At 59.1% G+C, this 16,235-nt stretch carries 16 protein-coding genes; 3 read left to right on the top strand and 13 right to left on the bottom strand.

Annotated elements, in window-relative coordinates; translation table 11 throughout:
* Positions 1 to 131 precede the first annotated feature (131 nt).
* Entirely contained in the window at positions 132 to 1,577 is a 1,446-nt protein-coding gene (locus tag ACWHXD_RS04875) for an aldehyde dehydrogenase family protein (protein WP_032893573.1), read from the bottom strand.
* Positions 1,578 to 1,631: 54 nt separating this feature from the next.
* Positions 1,632 to 2,543 carry a 5-dehydro-4-deoxyglucarate dehydratase gene (kdgD, locus tag ACWHXD_RS04870; RefSeq protein ID WP_032893575.1) on the bottom strand — a complete coding sequence of 304 codons (912 nt, stop codon included), beginning with the start codon at positions 2,541 to 2,543 and terminating at the stop codon, positions 1,632 to 1,634.
* A gap of 233 nt (positions 2,544 to 2,776) precedes the next feature.
* Here kdgD and ACWHXD_RS04865 point away from each other — a divergent pair, with 233 nt between their 5' ends.
* Positions 2,777 to 3,934 (top strand): phospholipase, encoded by a 1,158-nt coding sequence (locus tag ACWHXD_RS04865; RefSeq protein WP_138761294.1) that lies wholly within the window; start codon positions 2,777 to 2,779, stop codon positions 3,932 to 3,934.
* 141 nt (positions 3,935 to 4,075) lie between these two features.
* On the opposite strand, the gene ACWHXD_RS04860 is transcribed toward ACWHXD_RS04865, so the two are convergent.
* The 8 genes from ACWHXD_RS04860 to rplM form a co-directional block, all read right to left on the bottom strand.
* Positions 4,076 to 4,825: a FadR/GntR family transcriptional regulator gene (locus ACWHXD_RS04860; RefSeq protein ID WP_003188534.1), complete on the bottom strand. Its 750-nt coding sequence runs from the start codon at positions 4,823 to 4,825 to the stop codon at positions 4,076 to 4,078.
* Between the two features lie 159 nt (positions 4,826 to 4,984).
* Positions 4,985 to 5,404, bottom strand: a complete 420-nt coding sequence (locus tag ACWHXD_RS04855; RefSeq protein ID WP_003188531.1) for a ClpXP protease specificity-enhancing factor — start codon at positions 5,402 to 5,404, stop codon at positions 4,985 to 4,987.
* Positions 5,405 to 5,421: 17 nt separating this feature from the next.
* Positions 5,422 to 6,039, bottom strand: a complete 618-nt coding sequence (locus ACWHXD_RS04850) for a glutathione S-transferase N-terminal domain-containing protein (protein WP_003188529.1) — start codon at positions 6,037 to 6,039, stop codon at positions 5,422 to 5,424.
* A 148-nt stretch (positions 6,040 to 6,187) separates the two neighbouring features.
* Positions 6,188 to 6,967, bottom strand: a complete 780-nt coding sequence (locus ACWHXD_RS04845; protein WP_003188528.1) for a cytochrome c1 — start codon at positions 6,965 to 6,967, stop codon at positions 6,188 to 6,190.
* Positions 6,967 to 8,178, bottom strand: a complete 1,212-nt coding sequence (locus tag ACWHXD_RS04840; protein WP_003188526.1) for a cytochrome b — start codon at positions 8,176 to 8,178, stop codon at positions 6,967 to 6,969. Before ACWHXD_RS04840 ends, ACWHXD_RS04845 begins: the two co-directional genes overlap by 1 nt.
* Entirely contained in the window at positions 8,178 to 8,771 is a 594-nt protein-coding gene (gene petA / locus ACWHXD_RS04835; protein ID WP_003188524.1) for a ubiquinol-cytochrome c reductase iron-sulfur subunit, read from the bottom strand. Before petA ends, ACWHXD_RS04840 begins: the two co-directional genes overlap by 1 nt.
* A 266-nt stretch (positions 8,772 to 9,037) precedes the next feature.
* Complete coding sequence (gene rpsI, locus ACWHXD_RS04830) at positions 9,038 to 9,430, bottom strand: 30S ribosomal protein S9 (protein WP_002555064.1); 393 nt, start codon at positions 9,428 to 9,430, stop codon at positions 9,038 to 9,040.
* A 14-nt stretch (positions 9,431 to 9,444) separates the two neighbouring features.
* Complete coding sequence (gene rplM / locus ACWHXD_RS04825; protein WP_003188508.1) at positions 9,445 to 9,873, bottom strand: 50S ribosomal protein L13; 429 nt, start codon at positions 9,871 to 9,873, stop codon at positions 9,445 to 9,447.
* Between the two features lie 250 nt (positions 9,874 to 10,123).
* Between rplM and ACWHXD_RS04820 the strand changes: the two genes are divergently transcribed.
* On the top strand, positions 10,124 to 11,164 hold the full coding sequence (locus tag ACWHXD_RS04820; protein WP_032893580.1) for an NADP(H)-dependent aldo-keto reductase: 1,041 nt from the start codon (positions 10,124 to 10,126) through the stop codon (positions 11,162 to 11,164).
* Between the two features lie 127 nt (positions 11,165 to 11,291).
* Here ACWHXD_RS04820 and ACWHXD_RS04815 read toward each other — a convergent pair whose 3' ends face one another.
* Positions 11,292 to 12,428 (bottom strand): acyl-CoA dehydrogenase family protein, encoded by a 1,137-nt coding sequence (locus ACWHXD_RS04815; protein WP_186932422.1) that lies wholly within the window; start codon positions 12,426 to 12,428, stop codon positions 11,292 to 11,294.
* A 220-nt stretch (positions 12,429 to 12,648) separates the two neighbouring features.
* On the opposite strand from ACWHXD_RS04815, the gene ACWHXD_RS04810 reads away from it, so the two are divergent.
* Positions 12,649 to 13,569: a GlxA family transcriptional regulator gene (locus ACWHXD_RS04810; protein ID WP_192901619.1), complete on the top strand. Its 921-nt coding sequence runs from the start codon at positions 12,649 to 12,651 to the stop codon at positions 13,567 to 13,569.
* Positions 13,570 to 13,699: 130 nt separating this feature from the next.
* Here the strand turns inward: ACWHXD_RS04810 and zapE are convergent, their stop codons facing one another.
* Entirely contained in the window at positions 13,700 to 14,794 is a 1,095-nt protein-coding gene (gene zapE, locus ACWHXD_RS04805) for a cell division protein ZapE (protein ID WP_032893582.1), read from the bottom strand.
* A gap of 79 nt (positions 14,795 to 14,873) precedes the next feature.
* Positions 14,874 to 16,229 carry a tryptophan--tRNA ligase gene (locus ACWHXD_RS04800; RefSeq protein ID WP_138761291.1) on the bottom strand — a complete coding sequence of 452 codons (1,356 nt, stop codon included), beginning with the start codon at positions 16,227 to 16,229 and terminating at the stop codon, positions 14,874 to 14,876.
* Positions 16,230 to 16,235 lie beyond the last annotated feature (6 nt).

The following is a 16,235-nucleotide window of genomic DNA, read 5'->3' as shown; positions in this document are numbered from 1 at the left end:
GATTTTTTGTTTTCCTGTGGGAGCCGGGCTTGCCCGCGATGCAGGCACCTCGGTGTGTCAGCGAGACCGAGGTGATGCTATCGCAGGCAAGCCAGCTCCCACATAAAGCCGGTGCCACAGGGTGCTGCGTGTTACGAACCGATGTAGCTGGTTTTCACCACGGTGTAGAACTCTTGCGCATAGCGACCTTGCTCACGCGAACCGTAGGATGAACCCTTACGGCCACCAAATGGAACGTGGTAATCCACCCCCGCCGTCGGCAGGTTGACCATCACCATCCCAGCCTGGGAGTGGCGCTTGAAGTGGTTGGCATACTTGAGCGAGGTGGTGGCGATGCCCGCCGACAAGCCGAACTCGGTGTCGTTGGCCATGGCCAGCGCCGCCTCGTAGTCCGCCACGCGCACCACGTTGGCCACCGGGCCGAAGATCTCTTCACGGCTGATGCGCATCGCCGCTTCACTGTCGGCAAACAGTGTGGGCGCCAGGTAATAGCCTTCGGTGTCGCAGGTGACCAGGCCGCCGCCGCTCACCAGCCGGGCGCCTTCGCTCTGGCCGATGTCGATGTATTTCATGTCCTGATCCAACTGGGCCTGGGACACCACCGGGCCAATGTCGGTGCCGCTATTCAACGCGTGGCCGACCTTGATCGACTTCATGCGCTCGGCCATGGCCGCGACAAACTGGTCGTGAATTCCCGCAGTGACAATCAAGCGGCTCGACGCGGTGCAACGCTGGCCGGTGGAGTAAAACGCACTCTGTACCGACAGCTCGACAGCCTGTTTGAGGTCGGCATCGTCGAGGATGATTTGCGGGTTCTTGCCACCCATTTCCAACTGCACCTTGGCCTGGCGCGAGACACAGCTGACGGCGATCTGACGACCAACACCCACAGACCCGGTGAAACTGATGCCATCGACTTTCGGGCTGTTGACCAGCACGTCGCCGACCACACGGCCACTGCCCATCACCAGGTTGAACACACCGGCAGGGAAGCCGGCGCGGGAGATGATCTCCGCCAAGGCCCAGGCACAGCCCGGCACCAGTTCGGCAGGCTTGATCACCACGCAGTTGCCGTAGGCCAGCGCCGGGGCGATTTTCCACGCGGGGATGGCAATCGGGAAGTTCCACGGGGTAATCAGGCCCACCACACCGAGGGCTTCGCGGGTTACTTCAACATTGACGCCCGGGCGCACAGAAGGCACGTAATCGCCCGACAGGCGCAAGCATTCACCGGCGAAGAATTTGAAGATATTGCCGGCGCGGGTCACTTCGCCAATGGCTTCGGGCAGGGTCTTGCCCTCTTCGCGGGCCAACAGGGTGCCGAGTTCTTCGCGACGGGCGAGAATCTCGCTGCCGACTTTATCCAGCGCATCGTGACGCGCCTGGATACCGGAGGTGGACCACGCCGGGAACGCGGCGCGGGCAGCGTCGATGGCCGCGTTGACTTGGGCCACGTCCGCTTTGGCATATTCGCCAATGGCGTCGGACACATCCGACGGGTTGATGTTGGTGCAGTAGTCGGCGCCGGTTACCCATTCGCCATTGATGTAGTTCTCAAAACGCTTTGCTTGGGACACGAATCTTCTCCTGACGCAAAAGGCCGCTGATTGCTCAGCGGCCTTGTGGATAATTTATTGCGCGCCTTGCTTGTCGATCAGCGCAGCGAGGGCTTCGTACTCTTCCGGCAGCAGGTCAGTCAGTGGCGTACGCACAGGGCCGGCGTCATAACCCACGATTTTCGCACCGGCCTTGACGATGCTCACCGCGTAACCGGCCTTGCGGTTACGGATATCCAGGTACGGCAGGAAGAAGTCGTCGATGATCTTGCCGACAGTGGCGTGATCTTCGCGGGCAATGGCGTGGTAGAAATCCATCGCCGTCTTGGGGATGAAGTTGAACACCGCCGAGGAGTACACCGGCACGCCCAGGGCCTTGTAGGCCGCGGCGTAAACCTCAGCAGTCGGCAAACCACCCAGGTAGCTGAAACGGTCGCCCAGGCGACGGCGGATCGACACCATCAACTCGATATCACCCAAGCCATCCTTGTAGCCGATCAGGTTCGGGCAGCGTTCGGCCAGTTGCTCCAGCAATGGTGCGGTCAGGCGGCAGACATTGCGGTTGTACACCACCACGCCGATCTTGACCGACTTGCACACCGCTTCAACGTGGGCGGCAACCCCGTCCTGGCTGGCTTCGGTGAGGTAGTGCGGCAGCAGCAGCAACCCTTTGGCGCCGAGGCGTTCGGCCTCTTGAGCGTACTCGATGGCTTGGCGGGTGGCACCGCCCACACCGGCCAGGATCGGCACGCTGGACGCGCAGGTATCCACAGCGGTTTTCACCACCTGGGAATATTCGCTGGCCGCCAGGGAGAAAAACTCACCTGTGCCACCCGCGGCGAACAAGGCGCTGGCGCCATAAGGGGCCAGCCATTCCAGGCGCTTGATGTAACCCGCCTGGTGGAAATCACCCTGGGCGTTGAAATCGGTCACCGGGAAAGACAGCAGACCGTGGGAGAGGATGGACTTCAGTTCTTGTGGATTCATTATTCGAACACCCTGGGCGAAGACTTTCTTACGAAAGGTTGTTGTTGGTTTTGATGATGTCGTACGTCATCGTACAACTATAAATAAATTCGTCAACTGCAATTCATCCGGTGTAATCCGGCGAAGGCTTAAGACGCGGCTCTTGACGTAGGAAATTCCTCACCTATGATCCAGGTAACTGTATATACATACAGTTATTAAGGAAGATTCCCACGACATAGCAAGGAGCTAACATGTCAGGTCTTGAACTCGCAGCACCCGAAAAAAAACCGCCTACCCTGCGTTTCGAAGGCGGTGAACACACCGCCATCGGCGATGACACCCTGCTTCGCTTCAGCAAGGACGCCCCGGCCATCCCTGCACGCCAAGTCGAACTGCACCTGCCCAACGGGCTCGCGCTGACCTATGGCCAAGTGATCGCCCTGGGCGGCGACTTCTATGGCATCCCCGGCCAACCGATCAGCGATGGCAACTCCCCGGCCGAGCGCGTGCAACGCTTCACCGCGGCCTTCAATTCTCTTGCCGTGTTGCCCGCTTCACGGCAAGAAGCGCAGAAGATCCTGGCGGTGATGCAAAAGGAGATCAACGCCGTCAACCAGGCGATTAAGGACGGCAAACAGCCGCACGAAGCCTACGACGCCCTGGGTGATACGTTGTCCGAGGAGTGGAACCGCATCACCGGCGGCGGCAGCGCTGTTTCGGCACTCGTGCCGCTGGGCCGCTACCTGAAACTGGCAGCGGACAACGCCGACCACTTCGGTGAGTGGGCCTTGTCCGCCTACATGGCCGGCCATACGGCAGCACTGCAACAAGCAGTGGTGGCCCACCAGACCGGCACCGACCAGGCCCTGGAATTGGCCTACGCCATGAACAGCTTTGCCGATCACTTTTTGACCGACCTGTTTTCCGCCGGCCACCTGCGGGTACCGCGCAAACAACTGGCGGCAGTGGTGACGCCAGGAGAACTCGGCTCGCTGATCAGCCGCTTTATGCACGATGAAGACAGTAAATTCGGGCTCAAGGTGCGCAATGCCATGGGCGCTCAGTGGCATGCCTACGGCGACAAGCGCTACTTCGACAGCATCGACGCCGACAATCGCGTGCAGGTCAAAGGGGCCGTACAGGCCTCGGCAGATGAAATCTTCGAAACCTTCATCAGCGGCATCGCACCCTCCCCGGCCGAGTTCAAGGCACCGCTGTATGTGCCCGACCTGAACGCCGCGCAAAACCCGGCAAATAACTTCTCGCCGCTGTTCAAGATGGAGGGGGACAAGGTGCTGCGGCGCAAGGACGTCAACGATTTGAACGACAAGCACTGGACCAATGATTGGTGGGGATGGAGTACGTACTTGCTGCTTAAGGACTACAAGCCAAACCAACCCGCCAACTAACGGCTGGCATGATCGTTCCCACGCTCTGCGTGGGAATACAGCCTGTGACGCTCCGCGTCACCCTGCGTAGGGCTTGAAAATCCACGCGCATCGGGACGCGGAGCGTCCATAGAGGCGTTACCACGCGGAGCGTGGGAACGATCAGCCCCGCTGCGCCTCTGCCTCTTCATGGGCATGACGCAGCCGCTCACGGCTGTTGGTCAAATGCAGGCGCATGGCCGCACGTGCCGCATCCGAATCCTGGCGGGCAATCGCCTCATAGATTTCTTCGTGTTCGCGGCTCAAGCGGCTCATGTAATGCTGTTGATCATCATGGGCCAAACGGGCCGAATTCAGGCGAGTACGCGGAATGATACTGGTGCCCAGGTGGGTCATGATGTCGGTGAAGTAGCGGTTACCGGTAGACAGTGCAATTTCCAGATGAAAGGCAAAATCCGACGCCACCGCATCGCCAGCGTGGGCCGCACTTTCATTCAAGGCATCGAGGGCCGCACGCATGGCCGCCAACTGCTCATCGCTGCGACGCAAGGCCGCAAGGCCCGCAGACTCCACTTCCAGGCTGATACGCAGCTCCAGAATCGCCAGCACATCACGCAAGGTCACCACGGTGGCCGGGTCTATGCGAAAACCGCTGGGGCTTGGCGTGTCCAGCACGAAGGTGCCGATACCGTGGCGAGTCTCGACCTGCCCTGCCGCCTGCAACCGCGAGATGGCTTCACGCACCACGGTACGGCTGACGCCATGGGCGTCCATGATCGCCGACTCGGTGGGCAACTTGTCGCCGCGTTTGAGCTGGCCATCGCGGATCTGCTCGGACAACACCGTGACCAATTCCTGGGCAAGGCTGCGGCGCTTGCGGGGAAGACGTGGGGCGGCGCTGGCGTTTTCCATGATGAACCATCTTTCTCGACGAACTAAAGACCGCATCATAGCCCATGGTGGTTGTACGATCACCGTTCTGGCGCGACTTTCATCCATATCCTTCACGCAAAAAAAATGCCCCGACAGATGTCGAGGCATTTTCTAGATGGGTCTGTAAGCGAAATCCGCTTACTTCACCACTTTCAAGCTTGGCCGACCGCTAGGGCGCGGCGGCTCGGCATCCGGTGGCGGTACATCATCACCGTCTTCGCCTTCGATCGTTTCGTCATCCTCTAAAGGCGACTCCAGATCGAACACCATGCCCTGGCCATTTTCCCGGGCGTAGATCCCGAGGATGGCACCGATGGGCACGAACAGCGTATGGGGCACACCGCCGAAACGCCCTTCGAAGCTCACCGCTTCGTTGTCCATGTGCAGGTGGCGCACGGCACTGGGCGATACGTTCAGCACAATTTGTCCATCACTGGCAAAACCCTGAGGTACCTGAACCGCAGGAAATTCGGAATTGACCAGCATGTGCGGGGTGCAATCGTTGTCCACAATCCACTCATAGAGCGCGCGGACCAGGTAAGGTCGACTGGAGTTCATCAACGGCTCCTTAAGCCTTAGCGCATATCGCGTTCGGCACCAGACAGACTTGCCTGGAAAGCCTCACGCGCAAACTGGCGCTCCATGTAATCAAGCAACGGCTTGGCCGGCCGTGGCAGTTCAATGCCCAGAATCGGCAAGCGCCAGAGTATGGGTAATAGGCAGCAATCCACCAAGCTTTGTTCCTCACTGAGGAAAAAAGGTTTGTCGGCGAACAGCGGCGAAACGCCGGTCAGGCTCTCGCGCAATTCCTTGCGCGCCTGCACACGAGCGGCTTCTTTGGAACGCGAATCCAGGATCACATCCACCAACCCGCACCAGTCACGCTGGATCCGATGGATCAGCAGGCGGCTGTTGGCACGCGCCACCGGGTACACCGGCAGTAAAGGCGGATGAGGGTAACGCTCATCCAGGTATTCCATCACCACGGTCGACTCCCACAACGCCAGGTCACGATCGACCAGGGTGGGCAAGCTGCCGTAAGGGTTCACTTCGATCAGCTTCGGCGGCTGACGGCCCGCCTCCACACTGATGATCTCGGCGCTGACACCCTTCTCTGCGAGCACGATGCGTACTCGGTGGGAATAGTGGTCGGCGGGGTCGGAGTAACAGGCCAACCGATTGGTCACGCCCATGGCGGTCCTCCTCGCTTGTTGAAATTATCGAAAGCTCAAAAACGAGCGCGCCCAGAAAGCATCCCTGTAACGACCGGTTCAAACCGGCGCTACGTGTTCAGAGATGCCGCTGGGCGCGCAAGATTAACAGCAATTGCTTACGGTTGGATCAATGCACATCCTTCCAGTATTCACGCTTGAGCAAATAAGCGAATACGAAGAAGAAAGCCAGGTACAGCAAGACGTAGGTACCGATGCGCTGATGCTGCAGTTTGACCGGGTTGGCCGAGTAGGCCAGGAAGGTCACCAGGTTCTTGACCTTCTCGTCGAACTGCTCTTCGTTCAGCGTACCGGTCTTGGGCACGATGGTCAGTTGATCGCACGCTTCATGGGTCAGCGGCGTGCCGGTCAGCGGATCATATTGCTTCTTGCCGTCTTCAACGACCTGAACCTGCTTGCATCCTACCACCTGGCGCCCCTGCAGGCCGACCAGAACGTTCGGCATGCCGACGTTCGGGAAGACTTTGTTGTTCACGCCATAGGGGCGCGCAGGGTCTTCGTAGAAGGATTTGAGGTAACCGTAGAGCCAGTCGGTACCGCGTACACGAGCCACCAGGGTCAGGTCGGGCGGTGCAGCGCCGAACCAGGTCTTGGCGTCGGCCGGTTGCATGCCGATGTTCATGTGATCGCCGATCTTGGCGCCGGTGAACACCGCGTGGCTGAGCATCACTTCATGGGGAATGCCCAGGTCATCGGCAACGCGCTCGTACCGTTGGAACTTGGCGCTGTGGCACCCCATGCAGTAGTTGGTGAATGTACGCAGCCCATCCTGCATGGCGGCTTTGTCAGACACATCGATATCGACTTTTTCCAGCTCCGCGCCATGCTCGGCAGCGAAGGACAGTAGCGGCAGCGCCGCAAGCACGAATGCAACGAGTAATTTTTTCATCAGCCAGTCACCCTTTCCGGAACCGGTTTGGTCTTCTCGAGCCGGGTATAGAACGGCATCAGAATAAAGTAGGCGAAGTACAGGAAGGTGCAGACCTGCGAGAGCAACGTCCGCTCAGGGGTAGGTGCCAATACACCCAGTACACCCAGGATCACGAACGAAATGCAGAACACCCACAGCCAGATCTTGCTCAGCCAGCCTTTGTAGCGCATCGACTTGACCGGGCTACGGTCGAGCCACGGCAGCACGAACAACACCGCGATGGCCGCGCCCATGGCGATCACGCCCATGAGTTTGTCGGGAATTGCGCGCAAAATCGCGTAGAACGGCGTGAAGTACCAGACCGGGGCAATGTGCTCAGGTGTCTTGAAGGCGTTGGCCTGTTCGAAGTTAGGCTTCTCCAGGAAATAACCGCCCATCTCCGGGAAAAAGAACACGATCGAGCAGAACACAAACAGGAACACTACTACGCCGACAATGTCTTTCACGGTGTAGTACGGGTGGAACGGAATGCCATCCAGCGGGATGCCGTTCTCGTCCTTGTGCTTCTTGATGTCCACGCCATCCGGGTTGTTGGAACCCACTTCGTGCAGCGCCAGGATGTGCAGTACTACCAAGCCCAGGATCACGATCGGCAAGGCCACCACGTGCAAGGCGAAGAAGCGGTTCAGGGTGATGCCGGAGATCAGGTAGTCACCGCGAATCCACTGGGTGAGGTCGTTGCCGATCACCGGGATTGCGCCGAACAGCGAGATGATCACCTGGGCGCCCCAGTACGACATCTGGCCCCAAGGCAGCAGATAGCCCATGAACGCTTCGGCCATCAGCGCCAGATAGATCAACATGCCGAAGACCCACACCAGCTCACGAGGCTTCTGGTACGAGCCGTAGAGCAGGCCGCGGAACATGTGCAGGTACACGACAATAAAGAACGCCGACGCGCCAGTGGAGTGCAGCAGGCGCAGGATCGAGCCGTACTCGACGTCACGCATGATGTATTCGACAGAAGCAAAGGCTTCTTCCGCCGACGGCGTGTAGCTCATCGTCAACCACACGCCAGTGACGATCTGGTTGACCAGCACCAACAGGGCCAGGGAGCCGAAGAAGTAGAAGAAGTTGAAGTTTTTCGGCGCGTAATATTTGCTGAGATGGTCTTCCCACATTTTAGTGGCGGGGAAGCGCGCATCCACCCAATCCATGAACTTGCTCATCACGCGTTCTCCTTGTCGAGGCCAATGACAATGATGTCGTCAGATTCGTAATTGTGAGGAGGAACCGGCAGGTTCAGGGGCGCGGGCTGGGACTTGTAGACGCGGCCAGCGAGGTCATAGTGGGAACCGTGGCACGGGCAGAAATAACCGCCGACCCAGTCTTTGCCCAAGTCGACAGGCGCCACTTCCGGGCGGAAGGTAGGTGAGCAACCCAGGTGGGTACACAGACCAACCAGCAGCAGAATCTCTGGCTTGATCGAACGCGCTTCGTTCTTGGCGTAGGCGGGCTGGTCGGACTTTTCGGATGTCGGGTCAGATAACTGGCCTTCGATCTTCTTCAGATTCCCCAGGATTTCCTCGGTACGACGAACAATGAAAACCGGCTGGCCGCGCCACTCAGCAATCATCTGCTGGCCTGGCTCGATCTTGCTGACATTCACCTTCACCGGTGCACCTGCGGCTTTCGCCTTGGCACTGGGAAACCATGACCCCACGAACGGGACCGCAGCCCCCACCGCTCCTGCAGCACCCACCACGGATGTGGCTGCTACCAAGAAGCGACGCCGGCCTGCATTCACGCCGTCATTGCTCATTCAGTCCTCTCCCATCAGCTTTTTGGCCTGTTAAATCAGGCGTCTACTAAGTGTTGAATCTTTACTTATAAAAATTTTGACGGATGGTAATGAAAAGCCCCACGTATGACAAGGGAATTGCCCGGAGCTCCGCCTCCAGGCCTTGTAGTATAGGGGGTCTACGGATGTGGCAAGTTGTCACGGCGAAAAATGTGCATAAATCGCAGGCAATAAAAAACGCCCAGCTCCGTGAGGAGGCTGGGCGTTTTTGTGGAACGTAAAGCGAATTAACGCTTCGAGTACTGCGGACGCTTACGCGCTTTACGCAGACCGACTTTCTTACGTTCAACTTCACGAGCATCGCGAGTCACGAAGCCAGCTTTGCGCAGAGCGCCACGCAGGGTTTCGTCGTACTGCATCAGAGCGCGAGTGATACCGTGGCGGATTGCGCCAGCTTGACCACTTACACCGCCACCGATAACGGTGACGTAGATGTCGAACTTTTCAACGGTCTCGGTCAATTCCAGCGGCTGACGAACTACCATGCGGGCAGTTTCGCGACCGAAGAAGTTGTCCAGGGAGCGGTTGTTGATCGAGATGTTACCAGTGCCCGGACGCAGGAAAACGCGTGCGGTTGCGGTTTTGCGACGGCCAGTGCCGTAATTTTGAGTCGCCGACATAATGAACTATTCCGTTAAAACTTCAGTTCTTGGGGCTGCTGAGCAGCATGAGGGTGTACAGCGCCCGCATAGACTTTCAGCTTGCGAAACATATCGCGACCCAGTGGGCCCTTAGGCAGCATGCCTTTGACCGCGATTTCGATCGGGGCTTCAGGCTTCTTGGCAATCAGGCCTTCGAAGTTGGAAGACTTGATACCGCCTGGGAAACCGGAGTGACGGTAGTACATTTTGTCGCTTGCTTTGTTGCCGGTTACACGAACCTGCTCAGCGTTGATGATGACGATGTAGTCGCCGGTATCAACGTGCGGGGTGTATTCAGGCTTGTGCTTGCCACGCAGACGGCTGGCGACTTCAGTGGCCAGACGACCCAGGGTCTGACCAGCGGCGTCGACGACAAACCAGTCGCGCTGAACTGTTTCCGGTTTTGCAGTAAAAGTTGTCATTCTTTAATAGCCTCAGGGGCCGCCTGTAAATTTAGACGGCGGATCTTACTGAATAGTGCGTACTTTGACAAGGTCAAAGGCAGCCGGATACAGACGCTATCGGGGGCTCGGGTCGGCGCGTCCGTTCAACGGCAAGATTCTTCGGCAGGCGGCGCATCACTTCCACTGCAGAAAGAGGTGGGCAATTATGCAGATTGCGAAAAAAAATTCAACCTGCTTTTATGATTGTTTTCCCCCGAAGGAGTACCCGATGGATTACCGACAGCTGGGCCGCACCGATCTGAATGTCAGCGCCATCGCGTTGGGCACCATGACCTGGGGCGAGCAAAACAGCGAGGCAGAGGCCTTCGCGCAGATCGAACGGGCCAAGGCCGCGGGGATCAACTTCCTCGACACCGCAGAAATGTACCCTGTACCGCCCAAGGCCGACACCTACGCCACCACCGAACGCTACATCGGCAACTACTTCAAAAGCCGTGGCGACCGCGCCGACTGGGTGCTTGCCAGCAAGATCGCCGGCCCCGGCAACACCATCGACTATATCCGTGATGGCCACCTGCGCCACAACCGCAAGCACATTGGCGCAGCCCTGGACGCCAGCCTCAAGCGCCTGCAGACCGACTGGATCGACCTCTACCAACTGCATTGGCCGGAGCGCAGCACCAACTTCTTCGGCCAGTTGAGCTACAAGCACAAGGACGAAGACGACCTCACCCCACTGGAGGAAACGCTCGAAGCCCTGGACGAACAAGTGAAGGCCGGCAAGATCCGTCACATTGGCCTGTCCAACGAAACGCCGTGGGGCACCATGAAATTCCTCGCCCTGGCCGAAGCCCGCGGGTGGCCGCGCGCCGTGTCGATCCAGAACCCTTACAACCTGCTCAACCGCAGCTTTGAAGTGGGCCTGGCGGAGGTTGCCATTCGTGAACAGTGCGGCTTGCTGGCCTATTCGCCTTTGGCGTTCGGCATGCTCAGTGGCAAGTACGAGAATGGCGCACGCCCGGCCAAGGCGCGCCTGACTGAATACAGCCGCTTCAGCCGTTACTTCAACCCGCAGTCGGAAGCGGCGTGCAGCCGGTATGTGGCTCTTGCGCGGGAACATGGCCTGGACCCGGCGCAGATGGCGCTGGCGTTTGTGACGCAGCAGCCGTTTGTGACCAGCAATATTATTGGGGCTACTTCACTGGAACAACTGGACAGCAACATCGCCAGTGCCGATCTGAAATTGTCCAAAGAAGTGTTGGAAGGGATTGAGGCGATTCAGAAGGATCATCCGAATCCAGCGCCTTGATTGTCGCGCACTGATCGTTCCCACGCTCTGCGTGGGAATGCCGCCTTGGACGCTCTGCGTCCGCTCTCAGAGTCGTGACGCGGAGCGTCACATGAGGCGTTCCCACGCGGAGCGTGGGAACGATCAATCAAAGCGCGCGCGCAATGATCTCCTTCATGATCTCATTGGTCCCCGCATAAATGCGCTGCACCCGCGCATCCGCCCAGGCCCGGGCAATCGGGTATTCCCACATGAACCCGTAACCGCCATGCAACTGCACGCACTCATCGAGCACCTTGCATTGCAGGTCTGTGGCCCAGTACTTGGCCATCGCTGCGGTAGGCACGTCCAGCTTGCCTTCCAAGTGCATAGCCATGCACTTGTCCACAAAAACACGACCGATCTGAATCTCGGTGGCCATCTCCGCCAGCTTGAAGCGGGTGTTCTGGAAATCGGCAATCGCCTTGCCGAACGCCTTGCGCTCACGGGTGTACTCAAGGGTCCACTGCAACGCCGCTTCGGCTGAGGACAGCGCACCAATCGCCACGGTCAGGCGTTCTTGCGGTAACTCTTGCATCAGGTAGGCAAAGCCCATGCCCGCCTGGCCCAGCAGGTTTTCCTTGGGCACGCGCACGTCCTGGAAGAACAGCTCCGAGGTGTCCTGGGCCTTCATGCCGACTTTCTCCAGGCGCTTACCCTTGTCGAAGCCCGGCGTATCGGCTTCCACCAGGAACAGGCTGGTACCCTTGGCACCGGCCTTGGGGTCGGTCTTGGCGACGACGATCACCAGATCGGCCAGGTAGCCGTTGGTGATAAAGGTCTTGGAGCCGTTGATCACGTACTCATCACCGTCCAAAACCGCTGTGGTCTCGACGCCCTGCAGGTCGGAACCAGCGCCCGGCTCGGTCATGGCAATGGCCGTGACCATTTCCCCAGAGATCAATTTGGGCAGGTATTTGTGCTTCAGTGCTTCACTGCCGTAATGCAGGATGTACGGCGCGACAATATCCGAATGCAGGGAAAAGCCGATGCCGGTCAAACCCAGGCGGCTGACCTCTTCGATCACCACCGCGCTGTAGAGAAAATCCGCGCCCAGGCCGCCGTATTCCTCTGGCAGGTGGGAACACAACATGCCCGCCTCCCCCGCCTGGTTCCACAGGTTACGGTCGATATAGCCCTGCTTTTCCCACTGCCCATGAAAGGGCACGGCGTGCTTTTCGAGGAAGGTGCGCACGCTCTCACGGAAGAGTTCGTGCTCCGAACTGAACAAGGTTCTGGGGATCATGGGTCACCTGCGTGGATTGTCGGACAAAGACGAGACCACAGAGCCTATGCCCCGAAGGCGTCACGGGACACTGGACACATGCGACAAAAAATAAGACGATCCAGCCGTCTGGTGACCACTTTCCCCTATAAGAATAAATGAAATTATGTCTAACCAAATCTCCACGCCGTTGCGGCGCGTCAGCATTTTGGCCATTGATCGGGTATTCGCTTCCACCCTCATGCAAGCCAAGGATTTCTTCCATCTCGCCAGCCTGCGCCATGGCAAACAGCAAGGCCTGGGCCTGACCCCAGGGTTCGAAACGCGCCTGGTCAGCCCCGACGGCCAGCCCGTGCGCAGCTTCAGCGATGTGATCATGCCGGTGGACGGCGGCCTCGAAGACGCCGACATCATCGTGCTGCCGGCCTTCTGGGACGACTTCGATGTGTTGTGCACCCGCTACCCCCAGGTGCTGCCGTGGCTGCGCGAACAACATGCTCGCGGGGCTGTGCTGTGCGGCGAGGCCACCGGGGTGTTCTGGCTGGCCGAAGCCGGGCTGCTCGATGGCAAGGAGGCGACCACCTACTGGCGCTTCTTCAATGCCTTCAGCGAGCGCTTCCCCAAGGTGCAGCTCAATCAGGACAAGCACCTCACGGACGCCGACAACCTGTATTGCGCCGGCGGCACTACCTCGGCCTGCGACCTTTATATTTACCTGATCGAACGCTTTTGCGGCGCCAACATCGCCCAGGCGGTAGCCCGCGACATTCTCTATGAAGTGCAGCGCAACTATTCACCGGGGCGGATCGGGTTTGGCGGGCAGAAGCTGCATCAGGATGTGATCATCCTGCAGATCCAGCATTGGCTTGAAGAGCACTTTGCCGACAAGTTCCGCTTTGAAGACGTCGCCCGCGAACACGGCATGAGCATCCGCAACTTCATGCGCCGCTTCCAGACCGCCACCGGTGACAAGCCGCTGCATTACCTGCAACGCCTGCGTATCGAGACCGCCAAGGGCCTGCTCTCGGGCAGCCGCAAGAGCATCAAGACCATCAGTTATGAGGTGGGTTACGACGATGCGAGTTTCTTTGCGCGGTTGTTCAGGCAGCACACGGAGTTGTCGCCCAACCAGTACAGGCAGCAATTCCAGCAAGCCGCCTGACCCTGGTTGAACGCGGAAAAAAATGTGGGAGCGGGCTTGCTCGCGAATGCGGACTGTCAGTCGACTTATTCATCAACTGACAGATCTCATTCGCGAGCAAGCCCGCTCCCACATTTGATTTATAGCGTGCTTAAGGCTTGTGCCCGCGCGACAAGAACTCGTGGGACTGCATTTCCAGCAGGCGGCTCAGGGTGCGCTGGAATTCGAAGTTCAAGCGACCGCCGGTATAGAGGTCCTTGAGTTCGACTTCCGCCGAGATGATCAGCTTGACGTTACGGTCGTAGAACTCATCGACCATATTGATAAACCGCCGCGCGATATCGTCGGTGGTCACGCCCATCTGTTCCACACCACTCAAGATCACGGCGTGGAAGATCTTGCCCAGCTCGATGTAGTCGTTCTGGCTACGCGGCCCATCGCACAGTTGGCGGAAATCGAACCAGGCCACGTCATCGCAGGTGCGCAGCGCGATGATCTCGCGGTTCTCGATCATCAGCTTGTCGTTTTCCACCGCCTGGGTGCATTCCGGTGTCAGCGCACGGAAGCTTTTCTTCAGGCTTTCGTGCGCAGCTTCGTTGAGCGGGAAGTGGAACAGCTCGGCTTGCTCCAGGTGACGCAAGCGGTAGTCGACGCCGCTGTCGACGTTGACGATATCGGTATTCTGCTTGATCAGCGCAATGGCCGGCAGGAAGCGCGCACGCTGCAGGCCATCCTTGTACAGGCCATCGGGCACGATGTTCGACGTGGCCACCAGGGTCACACCGTTCTTGAACAGTTCTTCCATCAGCGTGCCAAGGATCATGGCGTCGGTGATGTCGGAGACGAAGAACTCATCGAAGCAGATCACCCGGGCCTCCTGGGAGAAACGCTTGGCGATGATGGTCAGCGGGTTTTTCTCGCCCGGCAGGGTCTTCATCTCTTCGTGCACGCGCTTCATGAAGCGGTGGAAGTGCGTACGTACCTTTTCCTTGAACGGCAGTGCTTCAAAGAAGGTGTCCACCAGGTAAGTCTTGCCCCGGCCCACGCCGCCCCAGAAATACAGGCCCTTGACCGGCGTGTGGTCTTTCTTGCCAAACAGCTTGCTGAACATCCCTGGTTTGCTTTGCGACGCGGCCACGAGGTCCTCGTACAGGCGCTGCAAATGACGCACGGCATTTTCCTGGGCCGCGTCGTGGAAGAACTCGGGGCGTTTCAGATCAGCTTGATATCGTTCTAGGGGCGTCATAATTTCGTTAGCAAGGCAACAAAAACGGGCCGACACTGTAACGACGGCCCTGGATAATGGCAATCAACCCTTGGTCGGGTTAATCCTCGATTGGGGCTAACGCAGCGCGCAAGGCTTCGATGGCCGCGTCACGCGAAGCTTGGTCGGCGTACTCGGCGCTGTCAGCGACTGCGGCGCCGTCCAGCCACACGCTGAAGCTCAAAGCCTCGGCGCGCACGTCCAGCGCATCACCACTTTGCAGTTGCTTGGTCACCGCGCCGGCTGCTTTGCCATCGGCAAAGTTGCGCGACAGCAGCAGTTGCTCACCATCAGCGGCCAGCAGGCGGAAGCGGAAGCTGCCGTCAGCTTCACGGAAGCTCACAAACCGCGCAGCCTTTGCCGCTTTCTTCTTGGTGGCGACCGGCGCCGCCGCCTGGTTGACGAACGAACGCAAGCCCACCGCCTCACGCAACTCGGCCAAGAACGGTGCCGCCACAGCGCGGGCCTTCTTGGCGCCGACCTGCAGCAGGTCTTCCATGTCCGATGGGCGCGACATCAGTTGGTGGTAACGCTCGCGCGCTTCGCCGAGCTGGCCGTCGAGCAGTTGGAACAGACGGTTCTTCGCCTCGCCCCAGCCCAGGCCTTCTAGCAGCTCGCCACGGAATTCGGCTTCCTGGGCCTTGGTTGCGAACGCCTGGTACAGGGTGAACAGGTGCGAATTGTCCGGGTCCTTGGCTTCGCCTGGGGCGCGGGAGTCGGTGACGATCCGCGAGATCGCATCCTTCATGTCCTTGGCGCTGGTGAACAACGGGATAGTGTTGTCGTAGCTCTTGGACATCTTGCGACCATCCAGGCCTGGCAAAGTAGCCACGCTTTCTTCGATCAGCGCCTCGGGCATGGTGAAGAATTCTTTACCGTTGCCGAACAGGTGGTTGAAGCGCTGGCCGATGTCGCGGGCCATTTCCACGTGCTGGATCTGGTCGCGGCCCACCGGCACCTTGTGCGCATTGAACATCAGGATGTCCGCCGCCATCAGCACCGGGTAGCTGTACAGGCCCATGCTGATGCCCGCATCCGGGTCTTCACCGTTTTCGACGTTCTTGTCCACCGAGGCCTTGTAGGCGTGGGCGCGGTTGAGCAGGCCCTTGGCGGCAACGCAGGTGAGCAGCCAGGTCAGCTCGGGGATCTCCGGGATGTCCGACTGGCGGTAGAACGTCACCCGGTTCACATCCAGGCCACCGGCCAGCCAGGTCGCGGCGATTTCCATACGCGAGCGCTGGATGCGCTGCGGGTCATCGCATTTGATCAGGGCGTGGTAGTCGGCCAGGAAGTAGAAGGAGTCGGCATTCGCGTCTTCGCTGGCGAGGATCGCCGGGCGAATCGCACCGGCGTAGTTGCCCAGGTGCGGCGTGCCGGTGGTGGTGATGCCGGTGAGGATACGGGTACGGGTCGTCATGGGTGA

Source organism: Pseudomonas fjordensis (genome assembly GCF_976987115.1).
The sequence above is the reverse complement of the archived record's forward strand: the minus strand, read 5'-3'. Positions and strand labels throughout refer to the sequence as shown.